General features: G+C 64.2%; 13 protein-coding genes. 5 read left to right on the top strand and 8 right to left on the bottom strand.

The window, feature by feature from the left end; translation table 11 throughout:
• Positions 1-136 precede the first annotated feature (136 nt).
• Entirely contained in the window at positions 137-1,405 is a 1,269-nt protein-coding gene (locus B9N72_RS06305) for a DEAD/DEAH box helicase (RefSeq protein ID WP_234985894.1), read from the top strand.
• 122 nt (positions 1,406-1,527) lie between these two features.
• On the opposite strand, the gene B9N72_RS06300 is transcribed toward B9N72_RS06305, so the two are convergent.
• Positions 1,528-3,162, bottom strand: coding sequence for a trimethylamine N-oxide permease (locus B9N72_RS06300; RefSeq protein ID WP_234985893.1), 1,635 nt, complete (start codon positions 3,160-3,162; stop codon positions 1,528-1,530).
• Between the two features lie 491 nt (positions 3,163-3,653).
• Between B9N72_RS06300 and B9N72_RS06295 the strand changes: the two genes are divergently transcribed.
• Complete coding sequence (locus tag B9N72_RS06295) at positions 3,654-4,253, top strand: TMEM175 family protein (protein ID WP_085275584.1); 600 nt, start codon at positions 3,654-3,656, stop codon at positions 4,251-4,253.
• Between the two features lie 117 nt (positions 4,254-4,370).
• On the opposite strand, the gene B9N72_RS06290 is transcribed toward B9N72_RS06295, so the two are convergent.
• The gene (locus B9N72_RS06290) at positions 4,371-5,273 is read right to left on the bottom strand and encodes a ribose-phosphate diphosphokinase (RefSeq protein WP_085275583.1); all 903 of its coding nucleotides are present in this window, start codon (positions 5,271-5,273) and stop codon (positions 4,371-4,373) included.
• The gene (locus tag B9N72_RS06285; RefSeq protein WP_085275582.1) at positions 5,270-6,775 is read right to left on the bottom strand and encodes a thymidine phosphorylase family protein; all 1,506 of its coding nucleotides are present in this window, start codon (positions 6,773-6,775) and stop codon (positions 5,270-5,272) included. Before B9N72_RS06285 ends, B9N72_RS06290 begins: the two co-directional genes overlap by 4 nt.
• A 273-nt stretch (positions 6,776-7,048) precedes the next feature.
• On the opposite strand from B9N72_RS06285, the gene mgtA reads away from it, so the two are divergent.
• Both mgtA and B9N72_RS06275 read left to right on the top strand, forming a co-directional pair.
• Positions 7,049-9,628 carry a magnesium-translocating P-type ATPase gene (gene mgtA, locus B9N72_RS06280; RefSeq protein WP_085275581.1) on the top strand — a complete coding sequence of 860 codons (2,580 nt, stop codon included), beginning with the start codon at positions 7,049-7,051 and terminating at the stop codon, positions 9,626-9,628.
• A 327-nt stretch (positions 9,629-9,955) separates the two neighbouring features.
• The gene (locus tag B9N72_RS06275; RefSeq protein WP_085275580.1) at positions 9,956-11,449 is read left to right on the top strand and encodes an AMP nucleosidase; all 1,494 of its coding nucleotides are present in this window, start codon (positions 9,956-9,958) and stop codon (positions 11,447-11,449) included.
• Positions 11,450-11,473: 24 nt separating this feature from the next.
• Here the strand turns inward: B9N72_RS06275 and B9N72_RS06270 are convergent, their stop codons facing one another.
• The 3 genes from B9N72_RS06270 to B9N72_RS06260 form a co-directional block, all read right to left on the bottom strand.
• Positions 11,474-13,456: a sigma-54-dependent Fis family transcriptional regulator gene (locus B9N72_RS06270; protein WP_085275579.1), complete on the bottom strand. Its 1,983-nt coding sequence runs from the start codon at positions 13,454-13,456 to the stop codon at positions 11,474-11,476.
• A gap of 252 nt (positions 13,457-13,708) precedes the next feature.
• On the bottom strand, positions 13,709-15,283 hold the full coding sequence (locus tag B9N72_RS06265; RefSeq protein ID WP_085275578.1) for a GMC family oxidoreductase: 1,575 nt from the start codon (positions 15,281-15,283) through the stop codon (positions 13,709-13,711).
• A 59-nt stretch (positions 15,284-15,342) separates the two neighbouring features.
• The gene (locus B9N72_RS06260; RefSeq protein ID WP_085275577.1) at positions 15,343-15,888 is read right to left on the bottom strand and encodes a gluconate 2-dehydrogenase subunit 3 family protein; all 546 of its coding nucleotides are present in this window, start codon (positions 15,886-15,888) and stop codon (positions 15,343-15,345) included.
• A 546-nt stretch (positions 15,889-16,434) separates the two neighbouring features.
• Between B9N72_RS06260 and B9N72_RS06255 the strand changes: the two genes are divergently transcribed.
• On the top strand, positions 16,435-17,526 hold the full coding sequence (locus B9N72_RS06255) for a 2,3-butanediol dehydrogenase (RefSeq protein WP_085275576.1): 1,092 nt from the start codon (positions 16,435-16,437) through the stop codon (positions 17,524-17,526).
• 86 nt (positions 17,527-17,612) lie between these two features.
• Here the strand turns inward: B9N72_RS06255 and tatA are convergent, their stop codons facing one another.
• Complete coding sequence (tatA, locus tag B9N72_RS06250; RefSeq protein WP_085275575.1) at positions 17,613-17,780, bottom strand: Sec-independent protein translocase subunit TatA; 168 nt, start codon at positions 17,778-17,780, stop codon at positions 17,613-17,615.
• A gap of 87 nt (positions 17,781-17,867) precedes the next feature.
• Entirely contained in the window at positions 17,868-18,443 is a 576-nt protein-coding gene (locus B9N72_RS06245; protein ID WP_085275574.1) for a VOC family protein, read from the bottom strand.
• Between the last annotated feature and the right edge of the window lie 41 nt (positions 18,444-18,484).

Raw genomic sequence — 18,484 nt, 5'->3', positions numbered from 1 at the left:
CTGACAAGCAAGCGCCGCCATCTGGGCGCACACCGGCAGCCGCCACGCCACGCCTTCCTTGACCGCGTGGCTGGGGCAGCCGATACTCCTGCGGCCCCAGGCCGCAAGGCCCTCACACTTATGCTCTTGATCATTCATGCCATTCACTTCTCTGGGCCTGCAACCATCACTGGCCCAAGCCGCCCTCAGCCAGGGCTACATTGCCCCCACCGCCATCCAGGGCGCCGCCATTCCTGCCATTTTGCAGGGCCGTGATGTACTGGCCACCGCGCAGACTGGCTCCGGCAAGACAGCGGCCTTCTGCCTGCCGCTGCTGCAGCAATGGCTGGCGAGTCGCCCGGGTTCGCGACGTCAGGTCCAGACACTGATCCTGCTGCCCACTCGTGAACTGGCGGTTCAGGTCGGCAACACCCTGCGCGAACTGGCCCTGTCCCTACCACGGGGCGTGAAAGTTGCCGTGGTCTATGGCGGCGTCTCCATCAACCCGCAGATGATGGCCCTGCGCGGCGGTGCCGACATCGTGGTGGCTACCCCCGGACGGCTGCTGGACTTGATCGCGCACAATGCACTGAATATTTCCACCGTCAGCACCTTGGTACTAGACGAGGCCGACCGTCTGCTCGACCTCGGTTTTGCCGACGAACTGGGCAGCCTGCTGGCCTTGCTGCCACCCTACCGACAGAACCTGCTGTTTTCCGCCACTTTTCCACCCGCCGTTCACACCCTGGCGGAACAACTCCTGAGCGAGCCTCTGCATATCGACATTGCGCAGACCGCCACCACTGCACCGGATATCCGCCAGCGCGCCATCGAAGTGGACGCAGGCCAGCGCACCATGCTGTTGCGCCACCTGTTGCAGACGCATGGGTGGGATCGAGTACTGGTGTTCGTGGCCAGCCGACAGGCTGCCGACCGTGTAACCGGCAAGCTGCAACGTGCCGGCATCCGTGCGGCGGCCCTGCATGGCGATTGCAGCCAGGGACAGCGCGGCCAAGTACTGGCCGATCTCAAGTTGGGACAGTTGCAGGTCCTGGTGGCCACCGACGTGGCAGCTCGCGGCATCGACATTCCCCTCCTGCCGGTGGTGGTCAACTACGATCTGCCACGCTCGCCGGTGGACTACACCCACCGTATCGGCCGTACCGGCCGGGCCGGTGCTAGCGGTGAAGCCATCAGTTTCATCAGCGCCGACTGCGCCGCCCATTTCCAGCTGATCGAAAAGCGCCAGCAGGTACGGCTGCAGCGCGAACAGATTGCCGGTTTCGAGCCAACCGTCACCGCAAACGTCGCTAGCGCAGGCCACACCGCCGAACAAGCCGGCAACGGAGGCATCAAGGGCAAACGCAAGAGCAAGAAAGACAAGCTGCGCGAAGCCGCCGCTCAGCAGCAGGCTGGCAACAGCTAGGACGAGTCATGGCGACAGTGCTTCGCCATCACCCCCTATGGGTAACGGTCGCTGCCCCCTTGCAGCAAAGCCGGCAGCAGAGGATGGAAGACGCGCCCCCAACCTCTACCGCCAACCACCGGCTAGACGATGACCGTCAGCTTGGCCGAAACCCAGACCACCACAACCGCCAGCAGAAGGGAAAGGTACGGCAGGACGCCGGCGCGGGCGTGCGGTAACTCCATGTCCTTGCGCATGGACGCCGGAAACTGCCCCTTGTCCTGCCAGTAATGGCGGTAGATGAACACCGGCACGATCAGGAAAGTGGCAATCAGCCCATTGCGCAGCGTGTTCTCGCCCTGGAAGTTGGCGCCGGCGCCAACGAACACCAGGTCGAGATAACCGCACAGCACGCCCAGTGCCAGCAGCCAGTTGGCGCACTTGTATGGACGCGGCCAGTCGGCACGGTCGAGGCGGTGAATCCAGCCAGACTGCAAGTTGAGGAACACGAAGATCATGTAGCAGACGTTGGAGATCGACAGCACGGCCATGTAGTTCGACATCAACAGCAGGAACAGGTTGAACACCAGGTCGGTCCACATCGCGCGGGTCGGGGCGCCGTGCTCGTTGACGTGCGACAGGTATTTCGGCAGCCAGCCGTCAACCGATGCCTGGTACAGGGTGCGCGACGACCCCATCATCGACGTCATCACAATCAGCAGGATCGACATCACCAGCATCACCACGATGACGTTGAACACCACCACTCCACCACCGACAAACTTGGCCATGGCGGCGCCGACACCCGAGCCATCGACAATGGCCGGGGCGAGCATGCCGGAGAGACCCAGTTCACCCTGAAAGGCGATCGGCACCGCGATGAACATGAACAGGCACAAGAGCCCCGACGACACGATCGCCTTGAAGGTGTCCTGCTGCGGGTTCTTGAACTCCCGGGTGTAGCACACGGCGGTTTCGAAGCCGAAGGTCGACCAACAGGCAAGGAACATCGCGCCCATTGCGGTACTGATGCCGGCGGCGTTCCAGCTTCCCATCACCGAGGCGCCGGTGGCGTCATGCATCAGTGGCAGCAACGGCAGGAAATTCGTCGAGGGCATGTCGCCGGTGAACAGGGGAACCAGTGCAATCACCACCAGCGGCGTCAGCGAAGCGATGCCGAGAATGCGCTGGGTTCGGGCGGCGGCCGAGGCGCCGCTGTGCTGCAACTTGAACGTGATCAGCAGGAAGATTACCGCCAGGACAAAGGTGGAATTGATCCGCAGCGTCAGGTCCTTGCTGATGAAGCCCAGATCCAGCAATGTGACCTGCCAGGTGTTGATGGCGGCGTCGGCCGGGAACAGGTTGCTCAGCATGTAGCCGGCAGCCAGACTGGTACCGAGCGCCAGCATCGGCGACCAGGCGATCCAGTTGCACCACACCGATACCGGGGCCACGAACTTGCTGTAGCGGACCCAGCCGAGTGCGCCGTACACCGATGCCCCACCCGACTTGTGCGGGTAGAGCCCGGAGATTTCGGCATAGGTAAAACACTGCGCGAATCCGACCAGGATGGCCAGAATCCAGATGATCCACGCTGGCTGGCCAATGGTGGAGGACACGCCACCGATGGTGAACAGCACGCCGGCAGGTACGCCGCTGGTCACCCAGAACGCATCCCTCCAGGTGAGGTTGCGATGCAGGTCCTGGGTTTGCCCGGAAACGTGCGTCCGGGCACCGCCTGCTGCGGGAAAAGGCAGCACTTCTTCTTGCAAACTCACACTACGTCTCCTTTGGTGCTGCATTTGATGGTTTGGCCCGCGAAACGCGGGCGCAGACCATTGCTGCCTGTCATGGCAGTCGTTTTTTATAGGCAGGGAAATTTAGCTGGCTTTTCTCATTCCTTGTAGCCAGCCAACGGCAAGGCAAACCACGCTACTGTCCCGACAAACACGATTTGTTCGGCACAGTGCGACCTGCCAGGCGGGACCGAGCAAGGTTGCACGGTTACCGTTGTAAGGCATGCCGGGCTAGCTCTCTTGTCCTGACCGGTACCTGACTGGCCAAATTGCGTCATCGTGAGTGGTGACGCCAGGAGAGCCGTCCGCCGGTCGGGCAAGAGCGCAAGCACGGAAAGGAGAGTCCGCAGGCCCGATGCTCATATCGACACAAAGCAACTGGAGAAGCCAGGGCGGCTCAGGGTATGCTCAAGCACGGAACCGCTCATTGTTGGCGGGCTCGTCCCTTATCCTTCTTCCTGATACCGGGTGCCATGGAAAAAAATCGGCTTGAAGCGTTCAGCGACGGTGTGCTGGCCATCATCATCACCATCATGGTGCTGGAACTCAAAGTACCGCATGGAGAATCGCTCTCCGCCCTGCTGCCCTTGTGGCCGGTCGTCATCAGCTACGTGCTGAGCTTTATCTACGTCGGCATCTATTGGAACAACCACCATCACATGATGCACGCCACCAAGAGTGTCAACGGCGCTGTTTTGTGGTCGAACCTCCACCTGCTGTTCTGGCTGTCCTTGCTGCCTTTTACCACGGGTTGGATGGGCGAGAATCATTTTGCACGCTGGCCGACCATGCTCTATGGCCTGAATCTGCTGTTGTGCGCGGTGGCCTACAACATGTTGCAGACTTGCCTGATCCGCCATCACGGGCCGGACAGTCTGCTGGCACGCGCCATCGGGCGGGATCTGAAGGGTAAAGCGTCACCAGTGCTCTACCTGCTAGGTATCGTGACTGCCGGCCTGGACTACCCCCATGGCGGGATGATTATTTTCGTCGGCGTCGCCCTGCTGTGGTTGGTGCCTGATCGGCGGATGGAAAGGGCCATGGCGGCGAGGCATCCCACCGCCGGGAAATAAGCCTTCTTCACAGCCCGATGCAGCGAGGCCACGACCATCTACCCGTCGTTTGGCGCGCTTTCCTCGCCACGTTGCATAGCCTCATGGCTTATGGAAGGGCGTAAGGCATCCTGCTCTTCATCCTACTGGCATCGACTGAATCGCCTCGGCCAGCCAACGCTCGAGCGCGATGGCGTTGCTGGGATGGACCACCGTATTGCAACTCACCACCCGTGCGGCCCCGGCACCGGTCAGCAGGTCGACGGCTCCCGCGGTGAAGATGGCATGCACGGCGACGCAGACTGCCGGGTTGGCCCCGAGTTGCCTCAGGTGCTGCAAGGTTTCGGCCATGGTGTGGGCGGTGGACACGATGTCATCGACCAAGACCGGCGTGTGACCGGACAAGCGGGTTATGTCGGGACGGGACACCTCCACCTGCCGGTCGCCATGCCGGGTCTTGCTCAGGACCAGATAGGGAGCCTGGGCCAAGGCCGCGACCTCGGCGACCCATTGCCTGCTTTCCTCGTCCGGGCCGATCAAGAGCGGCATGGGCACGTTGGCAGCGATCCACTCGGCCATGGCAGGCGCGGCATGGACCACACGCGTGGCGCAGCGGTAGACCTGTTCCAGGCGGGCAATCCGATGCAGGTGCGGGTCGACCGTGACCAACCAGTCGAGACGTGGCGACAAGGTCTCGGCAAAATAGCGCGCCGTCACGCCTTCTCCGGGATGGAAGCGGGTGTCCTGCCGCATATAGGCGAGGTAAGGCGCCAGCAGGCCAACCTCCGCCGCGCCGTAGTCGCGCACCAGTGCAGCGGCGAACAACAAGGGCAGCAGCTTGCTGTCGGGGCGGTCCAGCGTGGCGACCAGAACCACCTTGGCGCCAGCCACGTCGCACAACAGCTGCAGGTGGGTTTCTCCATCGGGGAAGGAGCGGACCAGCAGCTCCCCGCCCTCCGCCTGGCCGGCGAGTGCCGGCTGCGCCAGCAAGGCGGCGGCCAACGCCTCGTTGCCGGGCAAAGGCAGCAGCACGGTTTTCATCGCTCCTCCACCTTCACGATCCGAGGGTGTATGTCCAGATAGCTGAGGGCATACTCGAGCTCGCCCGGTGTCTCGGCGTGCACCGTGAACAGGGGCATGCCGATTTCAACCGGGCTGTCGACCATCACGTGCAGGTTGATGCCGGCGGACGCCGCGCGCGGGGCACCGGCCAATTTGGCGGCCCGGCTGACCAGGCGATTGTCGATGGCGGTAACGCGGCCAGCCTTCACGGCGCAGACAGGGTGAGTATGGGGAGCAACAGGAGGCGTGCGCAAACCGCCCTGGGCGTTGGCAATGGCGACGAATTTGGCCCACGCCTGACCCGAATCGAGCAGGCGCCGGGCATGGGCCACGCCGGTGCCGATCGCGGCGGTGCCGCAAAACTCGAGCAGGGTGCCCGCCAGCGTCAGCGAGCGCTCACGCAGATCGACCGGCGCATCGGCTTCATTGCGCAATACCGCCAGAATGTCGCGGGCCTCCAGGGCCGGCCCCACCCCCCGCCCGACCGGCTGGCTGCCGTCGGTGAACACCACCTGAATGGCCAACCCGAGGTTCCCCGCCACGTATTCGAGCAGGGTTTTCAACATGGTCGCCGCGTGCTGCGAGCGTATCTTGGCCGTGTACCCGACGGGAATGTCGATCAGCGCATGGCTGGAACCGGCGGCCAGTTTCTTGGACAGTACGGAGGCGACCAGCTGGCCTTCGCTGTCGAGGTCCATCGGGCGTTCGACGCGGATCAGGATATCGTCGGCCGGGCTCAGGTTGACGGCGCCGCCCCAGACGATGCACCCGCCCTCTTTCCCGACGACACGGCGAATGGCCGGCAGATCGAGGGCGACGGGAGCCAGGGTTTCCATGGTATCGGCCGTGCCCGCCGGCGACGTGATGGCACGGGAAGAGGTCTTGGGCATGATCAGCCCGGCTGCGGTCACGATCGCCACCACGATGGGAGTGGTGCGATTGCCGGGCAAACCGCCGACGCAGTGCTTGTCGACGACGGGGGCGCTGCCCCAATCCAGGCGTTGCCCCACATTCACCATGGCGCGCGTCAGGGATACGGTCTCGTCGGCATCCAGGCGGCCGCCGGCGCAGGCCGCGACAAATGCGGCCAGATAGATGTTGGGGTAGCGCCCTCTCGCCACGTCCTCGATGATGCAGTACATCTGCTCATCGTTCAGACGATGGCCGTAGATTTTGCTGCGCAAGGCGATCAGCGATTCCAGCGGCGGCAGAGGCCGGACCCGGATGGTGTCACCTTCACGGCCGTCCAGCTGACGCCAGGCCGCCGAAGACAGACTGGCCTGATGCGGAGCAAGCAGGTCGGAATCGATGACATTGAGCGTGGCGACGATCTCCACGCCGTTGCGCGCCACGCGCACGCGCGACTGCGCCTCGAACCCCTCCGAGCGGCATACCTCGCAGTCGCGCCGCATGTAGATCACGGCCTCCTGGTAGGTGTCGATGCCGAGCCACTTCAAGCGCAATTTATGTCCAGCGTTCACCGTTAGCTCCCCCTTTTTGGTTCTTCTCTGTTTTTTGTCGTTGGTCGGATCATGCCGAGCGGCTGAAGCGAAAAGTGCTGTGTTTGTTTTTGAAAATTAGACGAATTCAAATCGTACTGGCAACGTCGGCGCCGAAGCCTCGGCGCCACGAGTGGGCCGGCCTCTGCGAAGTACGGCACGACACAGGTCGTGCACTACTATCAATGAGGAAGGATGACGCCCGCCCGTCGACGCCACCGTTGCCTACCCGCCAACCACACCCAAGGACTCGCCTTGCACGAACCGTCCGAAGCACCGCTGGTGCCGTTCTGGACCCGACCGCTGAGCGCCCTCAAGACCGAACTCGGTGGTGACGAACGCGGCCTGTCGGAGGCTGCCGCCTTGGCACGGCGGGCGCGATACGGCGACAACGTGCTGCGCGCCCGGAGGCGGCGCCACCCGGTGCTGGAGTACCTGGCCCACTTCCGCAACCCCCTGGTGCTGCTGTTGCTGGCCGCCAGCGCGGTATCGGCCCAACTGGGCGACGTCACCAGCTTTGTCGTCATCAGCCTGATCGTGATCGGCAGCGTGACCTTGGACTTCGTGCAGGAGCACCGCGCCGGCAACGCGGCCGAGCGCTTGCGCGAATCGGTGGCCTTGCGCGCCAGCGTGCTGCGCGACGGCCACATCGTGCAACGGCCGGCAGCCCAGCTCGTTCCGGGTGATCTGGTACAGCTGGCTGCGGGCGACCTGGTTCCGGCCGACGGGCGCATCGTCGAGGCGCGCGACTTCTTCGTGCGCCAGTCGATGCTCACCGGCGAGTCGTACCCGGTCGAAAAACATGCCGTGGAGCTGACAGCGGAGGCGCGCGAGATCGCCGATGCCGTCAACGCGGCGTTCATGGGGTCGTCGGTGCTGAGCGGCAGCGCCACGCTGATGATCTGCCATACCGGGCCGGCCACCTTTCTGGGCGGGATTGCCGATACTTTGCGCACACCGGCCGAACCGACCGCGTTCGAGCTCGGCACCCGCCGCTTCGGCCAACTCATCATCAAGATGACCTTCGCCCTGGTACTGTTTATCGTCTTCGTGCACACGCTGGCGCACCGCCCGGTGCATCAGACCTTCATGTTCGCGGTCGCCCTGGCGGTGGGACTGACGCCCGAACTCTTGCCGATGATCATATCGGTGACCCTGTCGCGCGGCGCCCTGCGCATGGCGGCCAAGAAGGTGGTGGTGAAGCGGCTGGCGGCAATTCAGGACATGGGCAGCATGGACGTGCTGTGCACCGACAAGACGGGCACCCTCACCGAGGCATCGATCCGCCTCGAACAGCATGTCGACCTGCTGGGACACGACAGCGCACGCGTGCTGCAGCTGGCGTACCTCAACAGCTTTTTCGAATCCGGTCTGCGCAGTCCGCTCGACGACGCCATCCTGCACCACGAGGAAATCGACATCGGCGGCTGGAACAAGATCGACGAGGTGCCGTTCGGTTTCGAACGCCGGCGCGTCTCGGTGCTGGTGGAGCACGCAGGAGAACGGCTGCTGATCGTCAAGGGCGCGCCGGAGGACATGCTGCGCCTGTGCACCGAGGTCGAAACCGGCTCACCGGATTCGTCGCCCGTGGTGCGGTCGATGGACGAGGCCACGCGCGAGCGCGCCCTGGCGCAATTCGAGGCGCTGAGCCGCGACGGCTTCCGCGTGCTGGCGATCGCGTGGCGCGCCGTGCCGCCGGACCATGCGCACGCCGTGGTCGACGACGAAACCCGGCTGGTGCTGTGCGGCTTTGCCGCCTTCCTCGACCCGGCCAAGGCCAGCGCGGCGACCGCGCTGGAGGAACTGCGGCGCAGCCACGTCCACGTCAAGGTGCTGACCGGCGACAACGAGTGGGTGACGCGTCACGTCTGCGCCCAGGTCGGCCTGCCGGTGAAGGCATTACTGACCGGCGCGCAGATCGACCAGCTCGACGACCCCGCGCTGGCGGCACAAGCCCAGCACACCGACGTGTTCTGCCGCGTCTCGCCGCCGCAGAAGAGCCGCGTTCTGCGCGCGCTGCGCCGCCGCGGGCACGTGGTCGGCTTTCTTGGCGACGGCGTCAACGACGCGCCGTCGCTGCACGACGCCGACGTCGGCATCTCGGTGGACTCGGGGGTCGACGTGGCCAAGGACGCCGCCGACATGATCCTGCTCGAACACGATCTCGGCGTGCTGCACGACGGCGTGATCGAGGGACGCCGTACCTTCGCCAACGTGATGAAGTACATCATGATGGGAACCAGCTCGAACTTCGGCAACATGTTCAGCATGGCCGGGGCATCGCTGGCACTGCCCTTCCTGCCGATGCTGCCGGTGCAGATTCTGCTCAACAACCTGCTCTACGACACGTCGGAAATTCCGATCCCGCTGGACGACGTCGACGCCGCCTACCTGCGCTACCCGCACGACTGGGACGCCGGCTTCATCCTGCGTTTCATGCTGACGCTGGGGCCGGTGAGTTCGCTGTTCGACTTTCTCACTTTCTACCTGCTGCTCCGCGTATTCCATGCCCAGGAGGCGCTGTTTCACACCGGCTGGTTCATCGAATCGATTGCCACGCAGGTGCTGGTGATCTTCGTCATCCGCACCCGTGCCGCCCCCTGGCTCAGCCGGCCCAATCCGTGGCTGGCGGGAACCGCGCTCGCGGTGGTCGGGGCCGCCGTGCTGCTGCCGTTCACCGCGCTGGCAGAGCTGCTTGGCTTCGTCGCGCCGCCGGCGGAACTCTTGCTGCTGATCGCGGCGCTGACGCTGGTCTACCTGTGCGGCGCGGAGGCGGCCAAGCGCTGGTTCTACCATGCCGGGCGACGGCACCGGGCGCATGCCCGGCACGGATGAAGACCCGCCGCGCACCACTCGCTGGTTTCATCGCCGCCGCCGTCGACCAGCGTGGTCGCGACCCGCAAGCGTCCAAGGCGGCTGGCCCACCCCGAGATGGCGGACACTACGGCGTCGCCTTGCCCGACCGCGTTTCCCGCGGCGCGTTATGCCACCACCGGCAGTTGTCGCAGCAAGGGCTTTGCCCAATAATCCACATCGAAAGCATCGCTCTGCCCCGGGGCGAACAGGCCTCATGACGGCAACGCGCGGGCTCCCTTCCCCGCTCCACCCGGCCCCCGGGACGGAGCAGTACTGCACTGAACACGTCTCCTGGAGACTGGCGCCATGCCTTATTTACCCACGTTCATCCCGCCCAGCCGTTTCGATGATCCTGCCGCCGCGCTGGCCCAGGTTCGCCACATTTACCAGAACAGCCTTGCCCACTTGCGCGGGACGATGCAGCGCTTTGTCGCCGGCGAAGACCTGCCGGGCCATGTGCGGGCCTGCTATCCCTTCGTCCGCATCCAGACCGATACCGTGTCGCGGCTGAAGCCCATGGAGGGTGCGCGCCGGAGCTACGGCTTTGTTGCCGGTCCGGGCCGCTTCGACACCACGCTGACCCGCCCGGACCTGTTCGAGGAGTATTACCTCGAGCAATTCACCTTGCTGCTGCAAAACCACGGGGTGGCGCTGGAGGTCGGCAGTAGCGCACAGCCGATCCCGGTGCATTTCTCGTTTGCGGAGAGCGATCACCTCGAAGGCAGCCTGAGCCCCGAGCGCCGACTGCTGATGCGGGACCTGTTCGATCTGCCCGACCTCACGGCGATGGACGATGGCATCGCCAACGGTACCTACGAACCGCGTGGCGGCGAGCCACGGCCGCTGGCGCTGTTCACCGCGCCGCGCGTCGACTATTCGCTGCATCGCCTGCGGCATTACACCGGCACCTTGCCCGAGCACTTCCAGAACTTCGTGCTGTTCACCAACTACCAGTTCTACATCGACGAATTCATCCGTCTCGGCCACGAATGCATGGCCGACCCCGCCAGCGACTACACCGCCTTCGTCGAGCCCGGCAACGTGATCACGCGCCGCGTGGGGATGGCGGCCGAAGCCGGCGACGAGCTGGGCAAGGCGCCGCCGCGCCTGCCGCAGATGCCGGCCTATCACCTGATGCGCGGCGACCGCAGCGGCATCACCATGGTGAATATCGGCGTCGGCCCGGCCAATGCCAAAACCATCACCGACCACATTGCCGTGCTGCGCCCGCACGCCTGGGTCATGCTGGGCCACTGCGCCGGTCTGCGCCAGACGCAGCAGCTCGGCGACTACGTGCTGGCGCACGGTTACGTGCGGGACGATCACGTGCTCGACCAGGACCTACCGCTCTGGGTGCCGATTCCCGCCCTGGCGGAAATCCAGCTGGCGCTGGCCGCCGCGGTGTCCGACATCACGCAGATCCAGGGGTCCGAACTCAAGCGCATCATGCGCACCGGCACGGTGGCCAGTACCGACAACCGCAACTGGGAGCTGCTGCCGGAGAATGCGCCGCAACGCCGCTTCAGCCAGAGCCGCGCCGTGGCGCTGGACATGGAAAGCGCCACCATCGCCGGCAACGGCTTTCGTTTCCGGGTGCCCTACGGCACCTTGCTGTGCGTGAGCGACAAACCCTTGCACGGCGAGATCAAGCTGCCGGGAATGGCCGATCAGTTCTACCGGGAACGCGTCGATCAGCATCTGCGCATCGGCATCCGGGCGATGGAGCTGCTGCGCGAACAGGGTGTCGATCAGCTGCACAGCCGCAAGCTGCGCAGCTTTGCGGAGGTGGCGTTCCAGTAGGGCCCTGCTCGCCTTTCACGCCGGCTACAGGTCGAGCGGCGAGACAATGCTGAACTTCTTCATGTGGCGGTATACCGTGGCGCGGCAGATGCCCAGTTCGGCCGCCGCCGCGGTGACGTTCCACTTGTTGCGCCTGAGCGCCGCCAGCAGCAGCCCGGCTTCGTCCAGAGCCGCCGGGAGGCCCTCTTCCCTTTCGGCCTCTGGCAGGATCAAGGTTTCCTCCAGCGGCGGCCGTCCCTCCACCAGTTCGTGCGGCAGGTCGCCGAGTTCGACGCTGACACCGTCCGACAGCGCCAGCGCAAAACGCAGCACATTGCGCAGCTGCCGCACGTTGCCCGGCCACGGGTAGTCTATCAGGCAGGTCAGCGCCGCTTCGGCGAGGACGGGAGATTGCCCGCTCTGGGCCGCCTCCTCGGCAAAGAGGCGTTCGATCAGGTAGCGCTTGTCCTGGCGTTCGCGCAGCGGCGGCAGGAACAGCGTCGCGCCACACAGCCGGTAATAGAGATCCTCGCGGAATTGCCCGCCGGCGATCAGCTTGCGTAGGTCGCGGTGCGAGGCGGCGATCACGGTCAGTTCCACCCGCACCGGCTTGTCGGCCCCCAGCGGCAGCACTTCGCGCTCGGACAGCACGCGCAACAGGCGCGTCTGCAGGTGCAGCGGCATGTCGCCGATTTCGTCGAGGAACAGCGTGCCGCGGTCGGACTGCTGGATCAGGCCCTTCATGCCCTTGTTGCGCGCCCCGGTAAAGGTGCCGGGGGCGTAGCCGAACAGCTCGCTTTCGATCAGCGAATCGGGAATGGCGGCGCAGTTGACGGCGATGAACGGGCGGGCAGCGCGCTCGCTCGATTCGTGCAGGGCCTTGGCGAACACTTCCTTGCCGGTGCCGGTCTCGCCGTGGATGAGGATGTTGACGCCCTTGTTCACCAGGCGCTTGGACTGTTCCAGGATGCGCTGCATCTGGCGGTCATCGCCGGCCAGCCGGTCGAGCGCGGGACAGGCGGGCAACGGTACGCTCTCGCGCGGAGTGGCGGAGACGGCCGGCCGCGGGGCAATGCGCGGCGGCGTGACCGAGGCGTGGAAGAGGTCGTGGTCGAAAGTGGCCAGGAGCGCGGCGTCGCCCATGGCCGGCGTGCTCGCGAGCCGACGGATGTCGTCCATGCTGCAGCGGAAGATGTCGGTCAGGAGATGGCCGAGCAGGCCGGCACCGGCATCGTTGGCCTGCATCCGACCCAGCCGCTGGCGGGCGCCGGAGTTGGCCCCGACCACGACGCCGTCGGCATCGAAGGCCAGCATCAGCTCGCCGCAGACGTCGACCAGCGCCGCCGCCGTGCCCAGGCGCAGGATCCAGCGATTGGCGAAGTGGCGCAGGAAGTTGGCGTCCTCGATCAGTTGCGCGTAGAGCAGGGTCAGGTGCAAGGCGAGGTGCTGGCTCTCGCGCGCCTGCGGCGAGGCGAGCATGGAGACGTCGAGCACGCCCATGAATTCGCCGTCGGGCTGGAACAGCGGTGCGGAATTGCAGCTCAGGGCGATGTGGGTGGCGTCGAAGTGATCTTCGCGGTGGCAGGTCAGCGGCGCCTGCTCGACGATGCAGGTGCCGACGGCACAGGTGCCGGCGTGCTCTTCGTTCCAGTCCGCGCCGAGGTAGAGCCCGGCTTTTTTCAGGTCCGTTTCCAGCGCGTCGTTGCCGATGTAGTCGATGGTGACGCCCTGGGCGTCGGTCAGCAGCAGCACGTAGCCCAGCGACGAGACGCGTTTGTAGAGCTGTTCCATGCCGGCGCGGGCGACGTGCAGGAAGTCTTCGGCCTGTTCGCGGTGATCGCGCAGTTCGTGCGCAGTCAGGATGCGCGCGCGGCGGCGGGCGGCCGGGTCGAGGCCGTAGTCGTGCACGCAGCGCGACCAGGAGCGCTTGATCAGGTCGTACGCCGATGAATCCTGGCTCAGTCCGCTATCGTGCGTGGCGACCGCCAGCACGCGCTCGATGTGCTGGCGCTCGGAAAGGTTCGCCATCTGTTCTCCTCCATGGATACCCCGTGATCGTGCGCGCAACGCGCCTGGGCTGTGCCGCCCCGGGGTTCTTTATTTTGCTGCCGCCCGCGTCGTGCGCCGGCCACGTCTTGCAGTATAGCCATCCTCACCCCTCCCCGAGCAGCCCCGCTGGATGCCGCCCCGGCTCAGTATCGTGACGGGGAAAAAAAGGGCGCCCCAGCAGGCGCCCAAACACCACGACAAAGGGGAGGATGTCCTACGTGGTGGGAGTGATCAGAGCTCCTTTCTCTGCATCGCGCCCGCGATGTACTCGGCCTGGCGGATGGCCAGCGCGACGATGGTGAGCGTCGGGTTGGCCGCCGAGCTGGAGGTGAACTGGCTGCCGTCGGAGATGAACAGGTTCTTGATGTCGTGCGCCTGGCCCCACTTGTTGACCACGCCGTCGCGCGCCTTGGCGCTCATGCGGTTGGTGCCCATGTTGTGGCTGGCCGGGTACGGCGGCATGTCGATGACGCGGGTGGCGCCGACCGCCTCGGACACCTTGCGGAACTGCGCCAGGCCGTGCCGGCGGATGGCGGCATCGTTGGCGTGGTCGGTCTTGCTGACGATGGGCACCGGCAGGCCGTACTGGTCTTTCTCGGTGGGGTGCAGGGTGACGCCGTTCTGCTCCTGCGCGAAGTCCTCGCCGCATACCCAGACGCAGCTCATGTGGTCGTACATCTCCAGCGCCGAGGTAACGTCACGCCCCCAGCCGCCGGGCTTCATGAAGGCGGCGGTGTACGGCAGGCCGAGCGCCAGCCCTTCGAGGTGATAACCGCCGAAGAAGCCGCGATCCGGGTTGGGGTCGGCCTCATCCGAGATCACCGCCGCCAGCGCGGTGCCGCGGTACATGTGCACCGGCTTCTTGTGGATGGCCACGGCGGCGGCAGTGGTGTGGGTGAGGTAGTTTCGGCCAACCTGGCCCGAGGAGTTGGCGAGCCCGTCCGGGAACATCGATGACGCCGAGTTGAGCAGCAGGCGCGGCGATTCGATCGAGTTGCCGGCCACGCAGACCACGCGTGCCGCCTGGCGCTGTGTGCGGCCATGCTGGTCGACGTAGACCACGCCGCTGACCTTGCCAGTCTTGTCGTGCTCGATCTTCAGCACCATGCTCTGCGGGCGCAACTCGACCCGGCCGGTCTCGAGCGCCTTGGGGATTTCGGTGTAGAGCGTCGACCACTTGGCAGTCATCTTGCAGCCCTGCATGCAGAAGCCGAGCTGCTGGCAGCCGGGGCGGCCATCGTACGCCTGCGAGTTGATCGCCATCGGCCGCACGATCTGCTTGTAGCCGACCTTGCGCGCCCCGGCGGCGATCACCTTGTAGTGGTTATTCTCGGGCAGCAGCGGCAGGCCGCTGGCTGCGCTGCCGGCCACGCCCATCTTCTTCTCGGCGCGGAAGTAATAGGGTTCGAGGTCGTCGTAGCCGATCGGCCAGTCGAGCAGGTTGGCGCCGTCGACGTGGCCGTAGGTCGACTTATTGCGAAAGTCGTGCGGCAAAAAGCGTAGCGCGAGGCCGGCCCAATGGATGGTGGAGCCGCCCACGCCCTTGACGATCCAGGCGGGCAGATTGGGGTAGGTCTTGGTGTGATGCCAGCCGCCCGCCGAGATGCGCTTGTCGAGCCAGGAAATCTTGTTGAACATCGCCCACTCGTCGTTCTCGAAATCGTCGGGCTGGTAGTGCTTGCCCGCCTCCAGCACCACGCACTTGACGCCCTTTTGCGCCAGTTCGTTGGCGAGTGTGCCGCCGCCGGCACCGGAGCCAACGATCACTACCACTTGGTCATCGTCCAAACGGAATTGCGTTGCCATTGCTTCTGTCTCCTCAGCTTGCCGGTCATCCGTGAACGCCGGCTTGTGCTCGTGGCCGCTTACAGCCAGTCGATGTCGTCGAAACCGCGATGCAGGTAGCCGCCCTTCTCCCAGGACGAACCTTCGTAGCCGAACTGCGGCCACAGCGCCTTGTTGTTGTAGAGCCCGGTCACCAGGTTGCCGCGCACCTTCTGGAAGAAGGGGCCGGATTCGATCGCCTTGAGCAGTGCCACGCGATCTTCTTCCTTGGCGACCGCGGTGTAGGGGCGTCCATAACGCTGGCGTGCGGCGGCATCCAGCGCGCTCACCCCGTCGGCCAGCAAGCTGGCGGTCGCCGCATTTTTGCCGGCCTCGGCATCCAGCGGCGCGATGGCTTGGCGGTAGTACGGGTCGGCGAGCTTGTCGTGCGGGAAGATATCCCGTGCCATTCTCTCCAGGGTTTTGGCCGCCGCCGGGCTCAGCGTCTTGAACGGCTTGGCCGCCATGGCATTCGGGCTGGCCAGCAGCGCCGACAGCGGCACCAGGGTGACGCCGAGCGCGGCCAGTCCGCTGCCCTTGAGGAAGCTGCGCCGGCTCAAGCCGGTTTCGCCAATCGATGTTGTCATCTTTGTCTCTCCCAATCTCCAAATCAGGCTGAACCAGCCTGTCTTGACGGCACCGTCTTTTTTAGCGGTGCCCTCCTCGCTTCAGCCGCGCTTGATGGGCGCCGGGCAATAGGGGCGGGGAATACTCCTCGCCTTATCGGAATTAGCCGGAAGCCCTGTCCAATCAGCAAAATCGGTGCCAGTTTTTACATTCGCCTTGCCGACGCCGAAAACGTGATGAATTTCAATGGATTACACAACGAAACCCCATCAATCGGGCGCACAGGCAGTTTGAAGCGAGGTTGATATGGCAAAGCCCGCCGAATAGGAAGCGACACCTGTTGCTTATTCAGTAGCTCGATGCGACAGGTGTAACAGGTGAAATGACTCAGGAGACAAAATGAATCAATAGAGCGACACACGCCCTATACAGGTTTTGAATGGATTAACTGGCTCAAGTGAGTGCTGATTTATGTCTGCTCGATTCTGGCATATGGATTGCATAAAGCCTCTTCGGCCAACCTGCCTTAATGCAGAGGCCGTTCAAACTAAACCGAGGAGACAATCATGAATCATCCTGAATCGACACCGACCATGCGTGCAGCGGTGTGGCACGGTAAAAACGATATTCGCGTCAGCGATGTTCCCCTTCCGCTCCCCCCCGGCCCTGGCCACGTCCAGATCCGGGTCGAATGGTGCGGCATATGTGGTTCCGATCTGCACGAATATCTGGCCGGGCCGATTTTCATCCCGGTCGACACGCCGCATCCGCTGACCGGCCATAAGGGCCAGTGCATTCTTGGCCATGAATTTTGCGGCGAGATTACCGAGCTTGGCAGCGGCGTCAGCGGTTTCAGGACAGGACAACGGGTGGCGGCCGACGCCTGCCAGCATTGCGGCCAATGTCATTATTGCCAGCACGGCCAATACAATTTATGCGAAAGCCTGGCGTTTACCGGGCTGATGACCAATGGCGCCTTCGCCCAATACGTGAACGTGCCGGCCAACCTGTTGTATCCCTTGCCGGAGCACTTCCCGCCCGAAGCGGGGGCGCTGATCGAGCCTTTGGCCGTGGGGGTCCATGCCGTCAAGCAGGCCGGCTCGCTGGTCGGCAAGACGGTGGTGGTGATCGGCGCCGGCACCATCGGCTTGTGTACCATCATGGCGGCCCGGGCGGCGGGCGCCAGCAAGATCATTACCCTAGAAATGGCCGATGCCCGCAAGCGCAAGGCGCTGGAAGTGGGCGCCACGCAGGTACTCGATACCTCGCAATGCGACGCCGTGGCTGTCATCAAGGAAATGACGGACGGCTACGGAGCCGATATTTCTTTCGAATGTATCGGGCACAAGACCACCGGACCGCTCGCGGTCGAGGTGATCCGCAAGGGCGGTAAGGCGATACTGGTCGGCATTTTCGAAGAGCCGGGCGCGTTCAATTTCTTTGATCTGGTCGCGACCGAGAAACAGGTGATTGGCTCCCTCGCCTACGCCGGCGAATTTGCCCATGTCATCGACCTGATCAGCGATGGCCGTTTCGATGTCACCCCGCTGATTACCGGCAGGATTCATCTCGAGGAGATTGTCGAAAAGGGCTTCAAGGAACTGGTCGCCAATAAGGACCGGAACGTGAAGATAATCGTCAGCCCGCAGCCGAAGTAAATCTGTTCTAAATCATGATGCTCGTCCACGGCCACCCGGGCGCGCGGACGAGCCAATCACCCTCCTTTTTCAGGGCGACCCGTTTTTCATTTGCCGCCTTTTTCACCCTCGTTATCTTCCTCCGCCATGCCCTTCTTGAACCCCCGTACGGCCCCGCCCAAATCCTCGCCGACATGGCGCAATTTTTTGGTTCCGAATATCAACACGATGACCAGCAAGGCAACGACCCAATGCATGATGCTGAACGATCCCATGGCCTGCTCCTTTTTCCACCTGCAGTAAAAAAAGGCGCCCCGACAAGCGCCCAATACCCCACCATCACCCAATGCCTGGACGAGCTGTCATCTTTCCGGAAACCGGGGGTCCCACAGCAGGCGCGACTGGTCCCGCTCGTATCCCATACCGACCGGAAAACTCACCAACTCCAGTTGCAATCCCCAGGGGGCGAGAAAATAGACCCAGGTCAGTCCGGCGGCGGGGCCGTCGGTAAACGTGCTGGGCTCGTCCAGTACCGTGACATGGCGTGACTTGAGATAGGCCACCGCTTCGGCCATATCGTCGACATAAAAGGCCAGATGATGGCCGCCGACATCGCTGTTGCGGGGCAGCCTGGTGTTTTGGTCCGGCGCGGCGTATTCGAAGATTTCCAGATTGGTGCCGTTGCCGCAGCGAACCATCTGGAAATCCCGGATTTCGGCACGGGGATGAACGTTGAGGTGCCGCGTCATCCAGTCGTCGTCGAATTTGAACGGGCCAAACGTGAAGTACGGCTCGCACCCGAGCACCTCGACGAAGAAATCCACCGCCTCCTGCAGGTTCGGCACCGTGATGCCGATATGCTGCAATCCGCGCATGCCGGGAAGGCCGGCAGCGGACGGTCTGGACTGTTTCGACTCCGGATCTTTCAACAAAGACATGCTGTCCCTCCTTTGATTTGGCAGGCGTCGGCGACGCCCAC

Origin of the sequence: Pseudogulbenkiania subflava DSM 22618 (genome assembly GCF_900177275.1) — a bacterium.
In the GTDB taxonomy this organism is placed as follows: domain Bacteria; phylum Pseudomonadota; class Gammaproteobacteria; order Burkholderiales; family Chromobacteriaceae; genus Pseudogulbenkiania; species Pseudogulbenkiania subflava.
This window is presented reverse-complemented; position numbering and strand designations above follow the sequence as displayed.